Raw genomic sequence first — 18,963 nt, forward strand, 5'->3', positions numbered from 1 at the left:
ACCTTTGGTATTTCTTTATCAAATTTCTTTATTAAAATACTTTCTCACCACCAAGGCTGTAATTTCTCTCCTCGCTCCAACGTTGTAAATCACTTTAGCTTATTACGTACATATTTTTATACGCATCGTTAAAAATCCACACAGGTACTTACTCGAATGGTCATCAAGTTATGCCTATTTTGATCTTCGACCTATAGGCTAATTCATGTGTTTTTAATAACTAATATGGAGTTGCCGACTGTTAAATTGTAATTATTGCTATGAAGGTTGCTATTTTTTTTAATTATCGATTTGAATCGAAGAACTTTGCATCTTGAAGTTTTTGTGGTTATAAAAAAACTCGTTATTACTCTCTTCAAATTATCTTCATATCAACATATTTTATTCGCGAATTACTTGATCTAGTTATATGTATATTTACTATAATTAACTTATATTTGTGATTATAGTTTGATTATTTTTTTTTAATTAAACTTTTAAATTATTGATTTAAAAGTTTATGCGAGTATTGTTGAATTGAATTTATCAAGCGAATGAAATAGTTAGTTATTAATGTGAATATAAGATTCTTCTTCCTCTGAATCATTAAACAATGGAGACCTGAATGCACCTATTTAAGTATTTTGAGCCCGCTAGATTGGATGTCATTGAAAGTGGATGTATTCGTTTAACGCAACCTATCGACTTTAATGATCCTTTTGAATTAAAGCCTGTCACTTCTACTTGTGGTATCAAAGATGCTATGCCAGATCTATCCAGTACAGAAGAAAACTTAGGTTCATATAATAAAATAGATAAACTACCAATAAAAGCAACGAGTCCAGATTCAGAGTTTAAAGTTATTAAAGCGAATAAAAATTTATTAGAAGAGCAGCAAGTGCTTGCAACTTCGCCGCCAGAGACTAATGGTGTTACGGGTGAAACTAGCGGACAAAATCAGGGAGAAGTAATAGGTGTACTTTGCTTAACTGAGGAGCCAGATAATTTATTAATGTGGTCACATTATGCTGATTCCCATCAAGGGTTCTGCGTTAAATTCGATACTTCTAATTACTTTTTTAACCAAAAGAGAACCATGGAGGACGATTTTTACCATCTTAGGAAAGTTGAGTATATTGAGCAACATCCAACTAAAGTGATTAAGTCTAATGTCGGTGTAGATTTACTATTACATAAATCTGATACCTGGTCACATGAAAAAGAGTGGCGGTTTTGTGCAGTTTTGCACGACTCAGATATGCTAATTGAATGTGCGGATAGCGATATACATTTATTTAAATACCCTAAAGAAATCATTAAGGAAATTATTTTAGGAGCGAATGCTTCAGAGGAGCTTGCTGACAAAATAAAAACAATTATTGACCAGACTCCAGAGTTTTCACACGTGAAGTTGAGTAAAGCCTATATTGCAGAAAAGTCCTATCGTTTAGAATTTAAAAGCTTATAAATACACTTATTATTTAAATCTGAGTAATTCCCTAAATACTTTTTTGTATTAAAAAATAGTCGTAACGCTCGATTCATAACATTCGATTCATAACCCTCGATAAAGATTAAGCTTATTTATTGGAGGAAATGATCATTTAAATCACTAAACTGTACCTTTACGCCCTGAGCTCCTTTTTGCATAAGGAGTTACTTTTGTACAAAGAGTTACTTTTTGAACATCGAGCAAAAGTAACTAAGGTATAAACGAATAAGCATAAGCGGCTTAGCTCGGGGCATTTAACTCTCATTTGGGTTAACAAGACTCACGCCGTTATGACTCTATTTGCTTACGAAAAAACTGCACCATTTCATCACGGGTTTTAAGATGTTTGAGGTGAAAAATATCCATTGGGAATAGTAGTTCAATCACACCAGTATCAAATATACGTTTTACTTCGTATTCATTATGAGCAACATCTTGTTGATATCTATAATTTAACCAGGTTTTATTCGTATGAATAATAAATTCCACTCGCATACCGCCTAAACGAGCAAAAAACTTCATCATAGCTGTTTTATCACTAGACCCTACTGCGCGACCTTGATATTGAGAATGTTCACTTAAAGTGTCGGAGATATCCTCTAAAACCATTAAAGAGTTTGCTTTTGAAGCGCTACGCGTGAGGTGTTGTTGAAAAGCTTTTACATCGCTTACCGAATCAAGTACGGCCATCAGTCCAAGTTCATCATCTACTGCAACCGCTGGATTTTTTTGGTTTTTTCGTAATAGTTTTAAAACCTTTGCCTGCGGTGGTTTTTTTCTAATAGAAACGTAAATAGGAGTTTTTTTCACTCCGACGGTAAAGCTACGGCGTTTTAATAGAGTTAACTTTTCACCTTTTGCTAGTTGTATTAACTTAGCCTGTGCTGGATCTAAAACCGTTACTGCATTACAGCTAAAGTCCTCTGGTCGATGTTTTGAATAGAGATAGACGGGATCCAGTTCCCCTATTTTTAAATTTGGGCTCCAAACATAACCGTTTAAAAAGGCTAGAAAAGCGGAGAATTTGCTTTCAATATCTGTTTCTCGTTCTCGTTGATCAATACTTGCAGCGAGGGTCATTAAAATGAGTTTACGTCGCGCTTCAAAGCGTGCTTTTTTATGGTAACCATCATTGAACATGATTAATAACAATTCAACGGGGTTGTTAGTGACTTCTATCTCATTAGTCGCTTCAATATGTGAAGCGTAGGGAGAAAGGATTTTACCAATAATAGAGTGAATGACGGCATCAGCTGTACGAGAGTACTCATCTACACGGCTCTTTATTTCATTGAGGTTACCGTTGATGCCAAACATATTACCTAATAAGCATAATGCTCGCTCAGAGCGCTTTTCTCGTAATGCTTTATCTGAAATGAGGGTTTGAATTTGCTCAAAATCATCAACGCCTAAAAATTCAAATATTTGGCTACGTAAAGCGCGATATTTTGTGACGTTGTTAGGATTCTTTTGTAAATTTTTTAACCATTGACGCGTTTGCTGAGAAAAGCGTCCGATATTTAGTGAGTGTTCAGAAACAGTGAAAGGCCCTGATTGTTGAAGAGAAGTAAAAACGCTGTTTGTAGAGAGCACTGACATAAAACCACCAAAACGATATAAAACCCATGCATTAACTGCATTCATGTAATAAATATACACTAATTAATTGATTTAAAAATAATAAAAATGAGAAGCACTATTAGAATGATTATTACGGTTGCTGATAAGAAGTTCAATTTAAGCTATTTAGCGAGTAACTTTATTCCTGATTTTATATAAAAATAGATAGCAAATAAGGTATTAGCTGATTTCATTTATTTGTCACTAATAGTGTTGATATGACAAGCGAATGATATGAATTCAATTTCTTGTTCTGGTTTGATAATAACTAGCATAAAAATCATAAGAGATTGAAAAGTAATTATAAAAATAACGAATCTTTCTCTTAGAGCAGTGTGTTAATTTCTCTTTAAGGTTTCAAGACATTTACTTGAATTTATATTTTTAGTTTTAGCTCTCTTGTTTTTACCTGATATTTAATAGGGAATAATCGAAAAATAAAGTTATTGATTTTATTGGTGTTTTTGATCTCATTGGTCTTTAAGTAAACTAACGATAATTTTCATTCTTGCTACACTTTAGAGGTATCTGTCAATGTCGCCAGATGCTAAATAGGTGCTTTTAGATCTTAGATTTAGCACATTAAAAACTAAAGGAAATAATAATGATTGATAACCTAGCAAGAGAAAATAAAGTAAATATTATCGCTCAACAAGATCAGTTGGATAAAGAATACTTACAGCTTAAAACACATTATGATGAAAAATATAAAGCAGGTTGGTACTTTATGCACGCGCAGCCTCGCCCATGTTTTAGTACATTATTATTAGATGAGTTAAATGATTATGCGAAAAATATTAAAACAGAGATGGTCAATAGTGAACAGCAAAAATATGATTATCTGATCCTTGCTTCTGATGTTGATGGTATTTTTAATTTAGGTGGCGATTTAGCCGTTTTTCTTGAATTGATAAAAAAACAAGATCGTGCAGGATTACTAGCCTATGCAACAAAGTGTATTGATGTTTTATACCATAACATCACCCATCTGGATTCAGAGCTGACTACCATTGCTTTAGTTCAAGGTGATGCATTAGGAGGAGGGTTTGAAGGTGCTTTATCAAGTAATGTTTTAATTGCTGAACGTGGTACCAAGCTTGGTTTGCCAGAAGTCTTGTTTAATCTATTTCCAGGAATGGGGGCTTATTCATTACTCAGTCGAAAAGTAAGTGCAGCAAAAGCCGAAGAAATTATTTTAAGTGGTAAGTTGTATTTAGCTGAGGAGTTGTTTGAGCTAGGGATCGTTGACGTATTGGCTGAGAAAGGAGAAGGAGAAAAAGAGGTCTATCGTTATATTAATGCAGCAAATCGAAAAGCAAACAGTTACCAAGCTATTCGTAAAGTACGTGATATTTGTGCTCCCATTCCTTATAAAGAGTTAATAGATGTTACTAATATTTGGGTCGATTCAGCGTTAAAGTTAACAGCTAAAGATCTTCGAATGATGGAAAGATTAGTGATGCGTCAATCAGCAAAAAATATCTCATAATCAAAATATTTCATAATCTAAGTTATATAGTTTTTATTGTGGTCTCAATTCCATTTTAAAATAGATATAAAATCGTAGCTAAAGCACTATACTTTTTATCTTATTTTCCTGTAGAAGATTTTACTAAGGCATTATTCAAAGCTTCTACAGTTTTAGTAAAATTGTATTCAATATCACCTACTAATACAGTGAGCTTTGGAGTGCCAATATCATAAGGTTTACACTCTTCTCCTTTCCTACATATTTCTACTAGTCTGTCTGCCCCAAGTTCCGATGCTGCACCTTTTAAAGCATGTAGTGATTCACGGAATTGCAAATAGTCACCAATAATGGCTTGTTGTAAGTATTTAATATGCTTATTACCATCTTCTGTAAAACCTGTAATTAAGCACGTCATAAACTCAACATCATTATCTAATTGAAATAGTTCCTCAAGGACGGCACTATTATACCATTCATTATCTGCATGCTGCTTTTTAAGGTTTGCTATGCTTGTTGGAGTAGGGGCTGTATTGCTGATAGTTGAATTGCTAATCGTTGAACTGGAGGTATTAGAAATTACCGCTATTTTTTTCAATAAATCATGAGAATCAATAGGTTTAGTTAAAAATTCATCGACACCTAAACTAATACCTAGTGCTCTAGCTTCAGGTGTTGCATCGGCAGTTAACATGATGATCGGCAGCTTATTACTGGTATCCATAAAGCGTAATGCCTGTACAACTTCATCACCAGAGCACTTAGGCATATTTTTATCGACAATTAATAAGTCAAAGTGTTCTAAATCGGTGCTTAACTTGTCTAGTGCTTGTTCGCCATCATTAGCGATAACAATAGAATGACCTGCTCGTTTTAAAATACCAGATAAAACCTGTTGGTTAACTTTATTGTCTTCAGCAACGAGTATGTTTAATGCCTTCGCTCCATTCTGGCTGTCATAAAAATCACTTAAAGAAACAACTTTTTTGTTACTGCTATCAATGCGCTGTGCTGTATGTAGGGCGTTAAATAATGAGCGTTTATCATTGATCTCAGCAATCACCGAGATGAAGTCTTGTCTTATTTTTTCGTTGTGTAGATGTACAGGTTCTGGATTAAGCAGTACTAACGATAGCCCATCTAATAATTTTTCCGATGCTAAAAGGTTGCTAAACTGTATTGGACTCATGCCCTGTAGACTAAATCTATCTACGAGCAGTATCTTATAACCTCGTGCTTGGCCGAGAGCATTTTTTTGCATTCTTAATGTCTGTACTGGAGATTTAGCAAAATCTGCAGATAAATCCCATGTTCTTAAAAAAGACTGTACCGATTTCTTAGTTGTATCGGTTGCCATAATTAATAAATCACTGTCATTTACAGTTAGAGAAACATTAGGAAGGATCGTAAAAGGAAGTTCAAACCAAAAAGTTGAACCTTGATCTAATTCACTTTCAACCCCTATTTTTCCTCCCATTAATTCAACCAACTCTTTTGAAATAGTGGTTCCTAGCCCTGTACCATTGATATGACGTATCGCAGCTTTTCCAACTTGAGTAAAATCGTCAAATACGCTGAGCAGTGATTTTTTATCAATACCTATACCAGTATCTTTAATATCAAAGCGAATAACAGTGGCGCTTTCCTGCTCGGAAACAAGGTAAATATGCACTTTAATTGTGCCTTGATCAGTAAACTTTATCGCGTTCCCTATTAGGTTTACTAAAACTTGACGGATATATTGCTGATCTGCTTCTATTTGTAAGGGAACATCAGAATCAATGTTTAATATAACAGTTAAGCCTTTGGCTTTTGCAATCAGTTTTTGTGTATCAATAACTGAATTAATTAAAGTATGTAAATCAACTGATCCTTTATTGATTGTTATTTTCCCTGCTTCAATTTTAGAAATATCTAGCACTTTTTCAATTAATCCTAGTAGCGTTTTTGCAGAGCTTTGCATGGTGCTAACTAAGTTATATTGTTCTTGATCGAGTTTAGTTTCAATGAGGAGATCTCCAAGCCCTAATACACCATTTAAAGGAGTTCTTAGTTCGTGTGACATATTAGCCAAAAAGCGAGTTTTAGCTTGATTTGCTTTTTCTGCCATATCGATTGCAGCATATAGTTTTTTAATTAAAAATATTGAATATAACGGGATCAGAGTGATCACGATTAATAGGCTTATTGCTATCGTCATTTCAGTCTGCCAATAACCACCCCAATAAATCGCAGATATAAATCCAATAATGCCTATTACCATAGAAATATAGAGATAATTAACGCCGAACCTAAAACCATTACCTAAAATAACCCACAGATAGAAAACAAATAAATACACTGTTTCTTGCGCCGCAGTGGCCATTAATACAGACAGAGAGATAAGGTCTAAAAATATACCTATCACTCTTCTCGTTGGGCTGACTTTAGGGTTGATACAAATAGCGGTAAAGAGAGCGATAGCAACACTAGATGCGACGAGTATCACTATCTTAATTGTAGAGTTTAATAAATCGCTAAACTGTTCCTCTGCACCCCATGGAATACAGAAAATTAGAATTAATAATAGGGCAATAATAACACGAACGAAGGCTTGCTCTGATTCAGGATCAGCCGTTTTTTTGAGCGAGACTTTGACTGCATTTAGTTTTTTACATAGTAAGTTCATTCAAGCATTGAATCCGTTTTATGGTCTATTAATTGCTTTCTACAGTTTATTACTAGCAGTCTGTGCCACTGTTAGCTATCGGGATATTCGCTATGTATTGCAGTGATATTAGGCAGGCGCTTTAAGAATGCATCAACACACTTTGGGTCAAATTGTGTACCGGATTGTTTTTTAAGAAAATCAATCGCATCTTCAAGTGGCCAGGCTTTTTTGTAGGGTCTAACAGACATTAATGCATCAAATACATCGGCAACGGAAACAATACGTGCGATCAGTGGGATTTGAGAGCCAGTTAATTGATTAGGGTAACCTTCACCATTAAAGCGCTCATGGTGATTAAGGGCTATAATGGCGCCCATTTGCATATATTTTGATTGACTACCCGAAAGAATTTCATATCCAATCGTGGTATGAGTTTGCATGATTTCCCACTCTTCTGGAATAAACTTTCCTTCTTTTAATAAGACACGGTCAGGAATACCAATTTTTCCAATATCATGCATTTGCGCAGCATGTTCAAGATCATTACATTCATTCTCATTTAAGCCGATTTCTTTAGCTATTTCTTTGGCATATTTTGCCATTCTAATAACATGATTACCGGTTTCTTCATCGCGATATTCACCTGCTTTCGCAAGTCTTAAGATCGTTTCTTGTTCTCGTTGAAGAATTTGTTCTGTGGCTAAATGTACTTGCTCTGCTAACCAATCGGCTCTATTTTGAATGATCACATGTTGCTTATGTAGTTTTAATAAGTTTCTGCAACTTGTACGGCATTCGATTTGGTCGATAGGTCTATTTAAAAATGCGGTTGCACCTGCTTCTAGGGCTTCATGACGCACTTTTTTCTCACTAACAACAGTGATCATCATGATCGGAATATGTTCACCTGTTGCTGTGTTACGCACTGCTTCAATGAACTCTATTCCATTTAAACCGGGCATTCTATAATCGGTGACAATCAGGTCTGCTTGGTTGTTTTCTAACCAGTTTAGTGCTTTTCTAGGATCAGCAAAATCAATCACTGTAATGTCATCAGCAATCTGTAGAATAATTTTTTCTAGGATCATCCTTCCCGTTGACTGATCATCAACGACCACCACTTGTCTTTGGTTATTCACAATAGTACTTCCACTTAAATTTTAAAGAATTAGTTTATGAAATAGGACAGGTGTAACTTCATTTACCCTTTAGTCATTTTCCTATTACCTAGCATCTAATTTTAATACATATGATTATTATTATTATGTGTATTAGCATCTATCAAGCCGCTGTAAATGAGAAGCTTGTGAAGATGGTTTTATGACAGAGTATAGATAATAACGTATCTTTTAGGTTGTTTATTAAAAAATGATCAATTAAATCCTATTGGGACACTTATTGAATTATTTATCACTAATATTATTGTTTTTGTTGATTTTAAATAATGCAAAAAAATACTCAGTTATGAGTAGCGTAAATTACTGCAATTTAGAACACAACCTAAACCTGAACTTTAATTACGTGTGTTTATCAGTAAAATTATCGGTATATTACAAAGGTGCAAATTCTTTTATGGTAAAGCCTTTGATAATGAAACAGTTAATAGTGTAGTAGTCAAAACATGTAATAAATATTGATGCAGTAAATCTTAATTTAGTCGATCTTAATTTAGTCGATCTTAATTTAGTAAATAGTAATGTAATTTATTTGATTAACCGATTTTTATTAAAGCATCGTATGTAATAACCTCGTACTATTAATACATAATCATTTGCTATCTATTATGTGATTATTTTCTTTTTAATAAATTAAGGAAACTACCATGACTCAAAGCTTCAATAATGACGTCATTAAAACGGCTATTGTTGGTTATGGCTTTTCAGCTACAACCTTCCACCTTCCTTTTATTGACACTTTATCTGAATTTGATGTTACCGCGATCAGTAGTCGTCAAGCTGGTGCTGTTGAGCAAGATTGGCCCAAAGTACAACATTACCTAACTGCCGAAGAGATGATTGGTAATAGCGATGCACAATTAGTAATTATTACTGCACCAAATGATGTGCATTTTTCATTAGCTAAATTAGCGTTAGAAAATAATAAGCATGTTATTTTAGAAAAACCATTTGTGACAAAAATCACTGATGGAAATGCTTTGATAAGCCTTGCTAAAGAGAAAGGTTTGTTACTTAGCGTTTATCATAATCGTCGTTGGGACGGTGATTTTTTAACGGTTAAGAAGCTTATTGAAGAAAAAACACTGGGGCACATTAAGCATTTTGAATCTCACTTCGATCGTTTCAGGCCTGTCGTTCGTCAACGCTGGCGAGAAAATTCTCAAGATGGTGGTGGTATTTTATTTGATTTAGGACCGCACCTAATTGATCAAGCTTTACAGCTATTTGGACTACCTGATGCGATTACTGCACATTGTAAGATCACGCGTGAAGGTTCTTCTAATATCGATTATTTTAATTTAACACTCCATTATCCCGATAAATTAGCTTCTTTGAGTGCTTCTTTGTTCTCTGCTGGACCCAATTTACGTTTTAATATTCAGGGGGATCAAGGTACTTACATAAAATTAGGCTTAGATCCGCAGGAAGATCTATTGAAAGCAGGTGTACGACCTGACGGTGAATATTGGAACAATGAAAGTGTTGAGCAATACGGTACTTTATATACGGAAGAGGCGTTAGAGGCGGTTAAAACTGAACGCGGTGGTTACCAACACTTTTATCATGGTATTGCTAATGCTATTAATGATGCAGGCCAAGTACCTGTATCTGCGGAAGATGCGTTATGGAATATTCGTTTGATTGAATTAGCCATGGAAAGTGAACGTTTAGGTAAAACTATGGCAGTTAAATTATGAGCTCAAACTATTCATTAAATGATTTATTAGCACAAGAATCGCAGCTACAGTTTGCGTCTTTTAACAATCAAACAGCTTGGGCGTTAGGTTGTAAATTGAAACAATTAGCCGAAACCAGAGAGGCGCAAGTTACGATCGAAGTTTATGCTTTTAACCAATGCCTATTTAGCTACGCAATGCCAGGAACTCAGCCAGATAATCTACATTGGATAAAACGTAAACGTCAAACCGTGTTGCGTTTTGGACATAGTTCTTATTATATCGGTCAATATAATACCGCTAAGCATAGAGTGTTCGAACAGCAAGATCATATTGACGCTGATCTGTATTGTGCTCATGGCGGGGCTTTTCCAATTATTATTAAAAATTCAGGTGTAGTAGGAGTAGTGACGGTTTCTGGGTTACCGCAGGAGCAAGATCATCAACTGGTATTGGATGCCTTGGATGAGTTAGTGGATTAGTGCTGGTGATGATTAAAGAGGGACTATTTAGCTTTTGAGGCTGCAATAAAAATGCTGTAACCCTGTCCAAAAATATGTGTTATTCACTTCAATGTTGAATCAGCGATTCATTTACTGTGAAATATTAAAAAGCCATTGCTTATGTTATCAGCAATGGCTTTTTTGTTATGTCTACGTTGCTCATTCTTATTTAAGAAAGCTTATCTTAGCTATATACATGTTAGCTTCGTTAAATGAGTACCGTTAAATTTATTGACCGTAGATATCAAAGCTAAAATAACTTGCTGCTATTTTATCATAGGTACCATTTTTACGGATTTCTGCAATAGCAGCATTAAACTTCTCTGCTAATGCTTTATTGTTTTTACGAAAAGCCAGTGCAGTGCCTTCCCCTACATAAGCTTTATCGGTTACTAACTTGCCTTTTAACGCAAAGTTAGCACCACGTTCTTTTTCTAAAAAAGCTAACACTAATTGATCTGAGTTTGCAAAGGCGGTATCTAAACGGCCATTGGCTAAATCAAGATATACTTGGTCTTGTCCGCTATAGCGTTTGATAGTGGCAACATCACCGTACATATCTGTCACATAATTATCATGTATGGTACCTACTTGAACGCCAATAACTTTACCTGTTAAGCCTGCTTTATCGATACTGAAGTTTGCATCTTTAGCAGTCACAAAACTGGCTGGTGTTTGATAATATTTTTTACTAAATAAAACACGTTTTTTACGATCTTCAGTAATACGCATAGATGCCATAATGACATCCGATTTTCTTGATAATAAACCCGGAATGAGTCCGTCCCAACTTTGTGTTACCCACTCACACTTTAACTCTGCTTGTTTACACAAAGCATCTGCGATCTCAATATCAAAACCAACAGGTTTACCGGTATTATCTTTATAATTGAAAGGTGGGTAAGTAAAGTCAGAAGATAGGCGTATAGGCTTAGTTTCTTGGGCTTGTAATGGGGTTATAAAAATTGACGATAATACAATCGCTGCAATATGTAATGCTTTCATGTTTAGATCCTTCTAGCGTAATGTTATTGAAAATGTTTAAGTGTATTGAGTGTTTCGAGCATACTTTGTTTGGAGCCAATAGTGATTCGTACGCAGTCACTAAGTGCTGCTTCATGAGCTTGGTTACGTGCAATAATTCCTTGTTTAACAAGATAATCAAATACGTTAAGGCCTTGATTAAACTTAATTAAAATAAAATTAGTTTGGCTACTATAAATCGTCTCAACAATATTTAATTGTTGTAACTCAGATTTAAACCAATCACGAACCTCAACCAATTCAGCAGTTTGTTTGGACATGGCTTGTAAGCCAGAGTCTGATAATGCTTTTAATGCAATTTCAGCAGTAGGGTCAGCGATAGGGTAAGGTGGAATAAGGCGATTCACATAAGCCATTACACTGCTATCTGCTAACAAAAATCCACAACGAATAGCAGCTAACCCAAACGCTTTTGATAGGGTGCGTATTACAATTAAATGTGGGTATTTATTCATTAAATGTAACGCACTCTGATGTGCTGAAAATTCAATGTAAGCTTCATCGATAACCACTAAGGTAGATGTTTTACTGGCTTCTAATAATTCAACAATATCAGCTTGGTTAATGCTATTACCGGTAGGGTTGTTAGGTGAACATAAGAATAATAAGCTGCTGGTGGGCAACTGTGTTTTGATTTCTTCAACATTTAATTGAAAATTATCTAGCAACGGAACTTTATTGGTTGTTACTGCAAACGAATCAGCGCAAAACTCATACATTCCATAGGTGGGAGGGCAAATAATTATTTGGTCATTCCCAGGTGTACAAAAAGTACGAATCAACAAATCTATTGCTTCATCGGCACCTCGTACGGTCACTATTTCACTATTTAGTTTACCAACACCTTGCTCGCAATAAGCGAGGTAAGCTTGCGCAGTATCCTGTGGTAAAAAATCAGGATAACGATTGTAATGGTTATTACTGCCTTTAGAGAGGTCACCATATTGAGCGCACGTTTCAAGTTCATTCGCATTTAGCCATAAATGTCCGCTACCGCCTAAACGGCGTGCAGACTGGTAAGGAACGAGCTTTTCTACTGCGCTTGGTACTAATGTTGATGCTAATGATTTCATTAACGTATTTCCGATTGAAGTTAAATACAGCCAAAAATAAAAATTGAATATTTATACTTTAAAAGTGCGTAAATATTCAGTTTTTGAATTGTAAGCGATTTAAACAAATCTTCATTGAAAGAAGAAACGAAAAATTGGTATAGTAGGTATGCGAAAAGAACATAGCTTGATGATTGTATCTACTCATTGGTGACGAGGTAAGTGTTCTATTCGCATAAATTAACGTTTTAGTGCTGTGCATATTTCAAGTGTTGAATTAATTGATTAGGTTTAAAACCTTAAAGCTTATTATTTGAATAGCAACACTAGCATTGAATGAAAACAATAACTGACTAATCTTTCACGTTATAAAAATGAGGTAATGATGGATAACCGTTTACCATCTACAAAGGAGATGCAGGCATTTATTGTTACTGCCGAACATTTAAAGTTTACTGTCGCGGCACAAATTTTAAATTTAACGCAGGGTGCAGTCAGTCGTCAGATTATTTCACTTGAGAAAAAATTAAATATTCCTCTATTTCATCGTCACGCTCGTGGCTTGAGTTTAACTGATAAAGGCAAAGATTTTTTGCCGTTAGTTAAGCAAGTGATTAATCAGATGAAAAGTGCGGTCGAAAAAGTATCTGATATTAAACCTATCATTAGATTAAAAGTGCCTAGTTGCATTACCACATGGCTATTACCCCAAATAATGGCATTTCAGCAAGCATTCCCAGATATTGCCGTAGAGCTAACTTCATCCATTAAACATGATATCAATTTTGCCTTTGAGTCCTTTGATGCTGCTATTTGCTATTGCACGGTTATTAAAGATAAAAACTTAAGTAGTCAGCTACTGTTTGAAGAATATTTAACACCGGTGTGTTCTCCCTCTTTATTAACTGAGGCACAAACACAGCTGAGTATCGAAGAGATGGGGCAATTACCATGGTTGCATGCAACACCACAGCAAAGTGATTGGAGTTTATGGTTGAATGAAGCCGGTTGTGCATCATTAACCGCCAAACATCATCAAAATTTTGCAACGTTAGATTTGGCAGTTGGCGCAGCTATTCAGGGGTTTGGGATTAGTATCGGGGATGTCACGCTAGCTGCTTCTGAGCTTGAAGCTGGAAGACTTTGTCAGCCTCATTCATTGCAGGTTAAATCTGGAAAGGGCTATTATTTTGTTTTCCCAAAGGTCACTAATAACCTCACATTACAAAATTTAATCAATTGGTTAGATAGCTGATAGTCTTATTTTTAGCCTTATTTTATTAAAAATAATGGAATAAAAATGTAATGCATAAAAAAATCCGAGAGCAGAAGCTGTTCTCGGATTTTATGTTATCTATCTACTCAACAAGCTCGTTCGATTAATAAGCTGCTTATTTTTAAAGCTACTTACTCTGAAACGAATAAAGCGCTAAGTTAATCGTTAGATTCTTCACGTGGTGTACGCTCATTTGCTTCACGTACTTTCAATGAACGTTCTTGGAACTCTTGTTCATTTAATGCTTGAATTGCATTGGCTGCATCACTTTCAGGCATTTCAACAAAACCAAAACCACGGCGTTTACCAGTATGTTTGTCCTTCATGAGACGCACTGAAATAACTTTACCGTGTTCTGAAAACAGCGTACGGATTGCCATTTCATTTGCACGGTAAGGTAAATTACCAACATAAAGCGTGGTAGTTGCAAAGTCGCTTTCTGCATCGCTGGTTGCTGAAGCCGCTGCTGAGCTTGTACTTTTTGATGCAGTACTTGTGCTTGAATTTGCAAATTGAATTAAGAACCCACTAATGACAGCACCCGCAGCAAATAAAACTGCACCACCTAGTGTGATTGGAAGTAAAGTGATCACAGCTGCGCCAATAACGGCAACTGCAACAGAAAGCAACACTGGAGTGTTTGATTTCATAATTTAATAACCTCAAAAAAATAATAAAAGAAAAATAACTAGAAACGTAAGTGTTTATTCAAAGACATTGTTTGAATTCATCACATAGTGCTTTAGAGAATGGTGGCTGTATCCTTGCCATTGTCAATCCATTAAAAGCTAAGCTATTGTATGTCAAAAAAACGATTTAGCGTTAATAGATTGGCAAATCCACTTTGATCTTGTTGATGAAAAGTTAAAAATGTGAAGCAAGCCTCGCTGCTTATGCATGAAATATGACCGTTGGCTGCTGTTTTTTTATACTAAGTTTTATTTGCATTGTAAAAGTTAAACTTTCGAACAGGTAAAATTATAGGATGTAAAATATTGACTTCAAATGATAAAGACGGAAGTGTTTAAAGATGGAGATTAAAACAGAAATTAGCTAGAATGCACCGCAATTAAGCTGCGCAAATTAGGCGTGCTATCAACAGATATTAAAAATAAGCATTAAAGCCGCTTAATAACTGCAAAAATGCAGTGTTAAGTAATGCCAATGGTATCAAATATTCGATTTTAATTTTACGTTAAGAATACTTAGTTTGATGTAAAAATTGCTGTAAATGGTTGTTCCCTTTACGAAACTGGCAATTAAAAACAAGCTATTTTAACAAGTAGAATAGATCTCTTAATAATTACGATTGGTATAAGCTGCGATAAAGTGGTTCTCAATTTTGAAGAACTTGTATCGCAATGCACAATGTCGTCACTAACAAGGTATTTAAAGTATTCATGAAAAATATTCGTAACTTTTCAATCATTGCCCATATCGACCATGGTAAATCCACATTGTCAGACCGTTTAATCAGTACTTGTGGTGGTTTAACCGAACGTGAAATGGCGGCACAAGTAACCGATTCTATGGATATTGAGCGCGAACGTGGTATTACCATTAAAGCGCAAAGTGTAACTCTGGATTATAAAGCTAAAGATGGTGAAACTTACCAACTTAACTTCATCGATACCCCTGGACACGTAGATTTCTCTTACGAAGTATCACGTTCTTTAGCGGCTTGTGAAGGCGCGTTATTGGTAGTTGATGCTGGACAAGGCGTAGAAGCACAAACATTAGCAAACTGTTACACCGCATTAGAAATGAACTTAGAAGTGGTACCGATTTTAAATAAAATCGATTTGCCGGCTGCTGAACCTGATCGTGTTGCTGAAGAAATTGAAGACATTGTTGGTATCGATGCAACAGATGCGGTTCGTTGTTCAGCTAAAACGGGTCTAGGTATTGATTTAGTATTAGAAGAAATAGTACGCATGATCCCGCCACCTGTTGGCGATCTTAATGGTCCACTTCAAGCATTAATTATTGATTCATGGTTTGATAACTACCAAGGTGTTGTGTCATTGGTACGTATCAAGCACGGCCAAATTAAAGTTGGCGATAGAATGAAAGTAATGACCACGGGTCAAGTTCATTTAGTGACTAAAGTGGGTTACTTCACGCCGAAACAGAAAGAAACAGGTATTTTGAAAGCAGGCGAAGTAGGTTATGTGATCTCTGGTATTAAAGATATTTTAGGTGCACCAGTAGGTGATACGTTAACACTTGCCGATAATCCATCACCAAAAGCATTACCTGGTTTTAAACGTGTTCAGCCACAAGTTTACGCGGGTTTATTCCCTGTAAGCTCTGATGATTATGAAAACTTCCGTGATGCTTTGAGTAAATTGAGTATTAATGATGCTTCATTATTATATGAGCCAGAAAACTCGTCTGCACTAGGTTTTGGTTTCCGTTGTGGTTTCCTTGGTTTATTACATATGGAGATCATTCAAGAACGCTTAGAGCGTGAATACGATATTGATTTGATCACGACCGCACCAACGGTTATTTTCGAAGTAGAAAAAAATAATGGTGAAATAGAATACGTTGATAGCCCAGCTAAATTGCCTGCTACCAATGACATTAATGAGATTCGTGAACCAATTGCTGAATGTAATATTTTAGTACCGCAAGCTTACCTAGGTAATGTCATCACGTTATGTATCAACAAACGTGGTGTACAAACTAAGATGGCGTATCACGGTAATCAAGTTGCATTAACTTATGAAATCCCAATGGGTGAAGTTGTAATGGACTTCTTCGACCGTTTAAAATCAACCAGCCGTGGTTATGCCTCATTAGAGTATAATTTTATACGTTATCAGTTAGCTGACATGGTACGTGTAGACGTTATGATCAATGGCGATCGTGTTGATGCCTTAGCATTAATTACACACCGTGATAACTCAGAAACATACGGGCGTGAGTTAGTTGAAAAAATGAAAGAGCTCATTCCTCGTCAAATGTTTAATATTGCAATACAAGCAGCGATTGGCAGTAAAATTATTGCTCGTTCAACGGTTAAACAGTTGACCAAAAATGTATTAGCAAAATGTTACGGTGGTGATATTAGCCGTAAGAAAAAACTGCTGAAGAAACAGAAAGAGGGTAAAAAACGCATGAAGTCTGTGGGTAATGTTGATGTGCCTCAAGAGGCTTTCTTAGCCGTATTACACATAGGTAAAGATAAGTAGTCTTCAATTGCTAACCCCCTTGTTAAGCAAAAGGGCGATAGCAATTAATAAAAGCTAATGCGCTGGTTTATTAACCCGCGCATTTTGTATTTTAAACGAGTCATATTAGTTAAAAATATTAATTAATATGATTTATAAAATTGATAGGAAAAAAAATGGCAAATTCATTTGCATTGATATTAGTGGTTTTAACGCTCTTAACCGGCGCGGCCTGGCTGTTTGATAAAATAAAGTGGGCGAAAAAGCGTAAACAGGCTTATGCCGATTTTCAAGCGCAATCTGAAATAGAATTAGACGATAAAACCTTAGCTAAAATGTACCCGGAAAATCCAATTATTGAGAATGCTCGTAGCTTATTTCCAGTGATTGCAACGGTATTTATTTTACGTTCATTTATTTATGAACCGTTTCAAATTCCATCCGGGTCGATGATGCCAACGCTGTTGGTGGGGGATTTTATTCTCGTTGAGAAATTCTCATACGGCATTAAAGAACCTGTTTGGCAAAACACACTTATACCGACGGGGCATCCAGAACGTGGTGATGTTGCTGTATTTAAATACCCTGAAGATCAACGCGTTGATTTTATTAAACGCGTGGTGGGGTTACCTGGTGATCGTATTGTTTATAAAGATAAACAGTTGTACATCATTGCTGCCTGTGAAGAAGCCAAGTGCGGTGATTATAAAAAGTTAGACATGGAATTCCTAGGGGAACAAAACTTCAAACATGAAGCAAATACTGTCAAAGTTTATTCAGAAGTATTAGGTGACGTGAAACATCAGTTATTAATCAATCCATTACGTGGTGAGCCTGTGCAAGCTTATTTCCAACAAAAAGATGTCACAACTTATGCTTATGAGTGGGTGGTACCGGAAGGTAATTATTTTGTGATGGGTGATAACCGTGACAACAGCCGTGATAGCCGCTTTTGGGGATTTGTACCTGAGCGTAATTTAGTCGGTAAAGCCGTTGCTAAATGGATCAGCTTTGAGTTTGACCGTGGTGCTGATAGTTTCTTACCGAGTTGGGTACCAAGTAATGTACGTTTTGAACGTATAGGTAGCATAAAATGAAGATCAAAGAACAAGAATTAAAACGTTTAGAGAAGCGTATTGGATATGAATTTTCAGATTTCTCATTATTAAAACAAGCACTAACACATCGAAGTGCATTGGGTTTACATAATGAACGATTAGAATTTTTAGGTGATTCAATTTTAAGTTTTGCTATCTCGACTGATTTATATAAACGTTTTCCTAAAGTGGACGAAGGCGACTTAAGCCGTATGCGTGCCACCTTAGTTTGTGGAAAAATGTTGTCAGAAGTTGGGCGTGAATTTGTATTAAGTGACTGCTTAATTTTAGGTCCTGGTGAACTAAAAAGTGGTGGATTCCGTCGTGACTCAATTATTGCTGACGGTGTGGAAGCAATTATCGGTGCGGTTTTTTTAGATTCTAATATCGATACTGCAAACAAGCTGGTATTGAGTTGGTTTGAAAGTCGCCTTAAGACAATTCAACCAGGAATTAGCCAGAAAGACCCTAAAACTCGCCTACAAGAGCACTTACAATCGCGTAAACAAGCATTGCCACTTTATGAAGTATTAGATGTAAAAGGTGAAGCGCACAACCAACAATTTACCATGAGTTGTCAAATTGAAGGCATGAAGCAAGTGCAAGGTAAAGGCACTAGTCGTCGTAAAGCTGAACAAGTCGCGGCGAAAAACATGTTAACTGCATTATTAGGTGAGCAATAATGTTACTACTCAATACTATTTATTTACCTGTACTTTTAACTTTAACTTTCATCTATTTAGGAGCTAAAT

Annotated in this window: 14 protein-coding genes; 8 read left to right on the plus strand and 6 right to left on the minus strand. The window is 35.6% G+C overall.

Annotated elements, in window-relative coordinates; all coding sequences use genetic code 11:
• Positions 1-604: 604 nt before the first annotated feature.
• On the plus strand, positions 605-1,447 hold the full coding sequence (locus GQR44_RS09680) for a DUF2971 domain-containing protein (protein ID WP_240923611.1): 843 nt from the start codon (positions 605-607) through the stop codon (positions 1,445-1,447).
• A gap of 312 nt (positions 1,448-1,759) precedes the next feature.
• Here the strand turns inward: GQR44_RS09680 and GQR44_RS09685 are convergent, their stop codons facing one another.
• On the minus strand, positions 1,760-3,115 hold the full coding sequence (locus tag GQR44_RS09685) for a hypothetical protein (RefSeq protein ID WP_240923612.1): 1,356 nt from the start codon (positions 3,113-3,115) through the stop codon (positions 1,760-1,762).
• Between the two features lie 580 nt (positions 3,116-3,695).
• On the opposite strand from GQR44_RS09685, the gene GQR44_RS09690 reads away from it, so the two are divergent.
• Complete coding sequence (locus GQR44_RS09690; RefSeq protein ID WP_166371625.1) at positions 3,696-4,580, plus strand: crotonase/enoyl-CoA hydratase family protein; 885 nt, start codon at positions 3,696-3,698, stop codon at positions 4,578-4,580.
• A 100-nt stretch (positions 4,581-4,680) separates the two neighbouring features.
• On the opposite strand, the gene GQR44_RS09695 is transcribed toward GQR44_RS09690, so the two are convergent.
• Together GQR44_RS09695 and GQR44_RS09700 are read right to left on the minus strand one after the other, a co-directional pair.
• Entirely contained in the window at positions 4,681-7,227 is a 2,547-nt protein-coding gene (locus tag GQR44_RS09695; RefSeq protein ID WP_166371626.1) for an ATP-binding protein, read from the minus strand.
• A gap of 71 nt (positions 7,228-7,298) precedes the next feature.
• Entirely contained in the window at positions 7,299-8,348 is a 1,050-nt protein-coding gene (locus tag GQR44_RS09700; RefSeq protein WP_299665194.1) for an HD domain-containing phosphohydrolase, read from the minus strand.
• Positions 8,349-9,031: 683 nt separating this feature from the next.
• Between GQR44_RS09700 and GQR44_RS09705 the strand changes: the two genes are divergently transcribed.
• Positions 9,032-10,084, plus strand: a complete 1,053-nt coding sequence (locus tag GQR44_RS09705; RefSeq protein ID WP_166371627.1) for an oxidoreductase — start codon at positions 9,032-9,034, stop codon at positions 10,082-10,084.
• Positions 10,081-10,545: a heme-degrading domain-containing protein gene (locus tag GQR44_RS09710; RefSeq protein ID WP_166371628.1), complete on the plus strand. Its 465-nt coding sequence runs from the start codon at positions 10,081-10,083 to the stop codon at positions 10,543-10,545. Before GQR44_RS09705 ends, GQR44_RS09710 begins: the two co-directional genes overlap by 4 nt.
• 249 nt (positions 10,546-10,794) lie before the next feature.
• On the opposite strand, the gene GQR44_RS09715 is transcribed toward GQR44_RS09710, so the two are convergent.
• Together GQR44_RS09715 and hisC are read right to left on the minus strand one after the other, a co-directional pair.
• On the minus strand, positions 10,795-11,571 hold the full coding sequence (locus tag GQR44_RS09715) for a transporter substrate-binding domain-containing protein (protein WP_166371629.1): 777 nt from the start codon (positions 11,569-11,571) through the stop codon (positions 10,795-10,797).
• A 23-nt stretch (positions 11,572-11,594) separates the two neighbouring features.
• Entirely contained in the window at positions 11,595-12,683 is a 1,089-nt protein-coding gene (gene hisC, locus GQR44_RS09720) for a histidinol-phosphate transaminase (RefSeq protein ID WP_166371630.1), read from the minus strand.
• 364 nt (positions 12,684-13,047) lie between these two features.
• Between hisC and GQR44_RS09725 the strand changes: the two genes are divergently transcribed.
• A complete protein-coding gene (locus GQR44_RS09725; RefSeq protein WP_166371631.1) occupies positions 13,048-13,917 on the plus strand; it encodes a LysR substrate-binding domain-containing protein in 870 nt (289 codons plus the stop codon).
• Positions 13,918-14,096: 179 nt separating this feature from the next.
• Here the strand turns inward: GQR44_RS09725 and GQR44_RS09730 are convergent, their stop codons facing one another.
• Entirely contained in the window at positions 14,097-14,588 is a 492-nt protein-coding gene (locus tag GQR44_RS09730; RefSeq protein WP_166371632.1) for an RNA-binding protein, read from the minus strand.
• Positions 14,589-15,338: 750 nt separating this feature from the next.
• On the opposite strand from GQR44_RS09730, the gene lepA reads away from it, so the two are divergent.
• The 3 genes from lepA (at position 15,339) to rnc (ending at position 18,894) form a co-directional block, all read left to right on the plus strand.
• Complete coding sequence (lepA, locus tag GQR44_RS09735) at positions 15,339-17,135, plus strand: translation elongation factor 4 (protein ID WP_166371633.1); 1,797 nt, start codon at positions 15,339-15,341, stop codon at positions 17,133-17,135.
• 155 nt (positions 17,136-17,290) lie between these two features.
• On the plus strand, positions 17,291-18,211 hold the full coding sequence (gene lepB, locus GQR44_RS09740; protein WP_166371634.1) for a signal peptidase I: 921 nt from the start codon (positions 17,291-17,293) through the stop codon (positions 18,209-18,211).
• Positions 18,208-18,894: a ribonuclease III gene (gene rnc / locus GQR44_RS09745; protein WP_166371635.1), complete on the plus strand. Its 687-nt coding sequence runs from the start codon at positions 18,208-18,210 to the stop codon at positions 18,892-18,894. Before lepB ends, rnc begins: the two co-directional genes overlap by 4 nt.
• The last annotated feature ends 69 nt before the right edge of the window (positions 18,895-18,963 follow it).

The organism is Psychromonas sp. SA13A, assembly GCF_011378715.1.
In the GTDB taxonomy this organism is placed as follows: domain Bacteria; phylum Pseudomonadota; class Gammaproteobacteria; order Enterobacterales; family Psychromonadaceae; genus Psychromonas.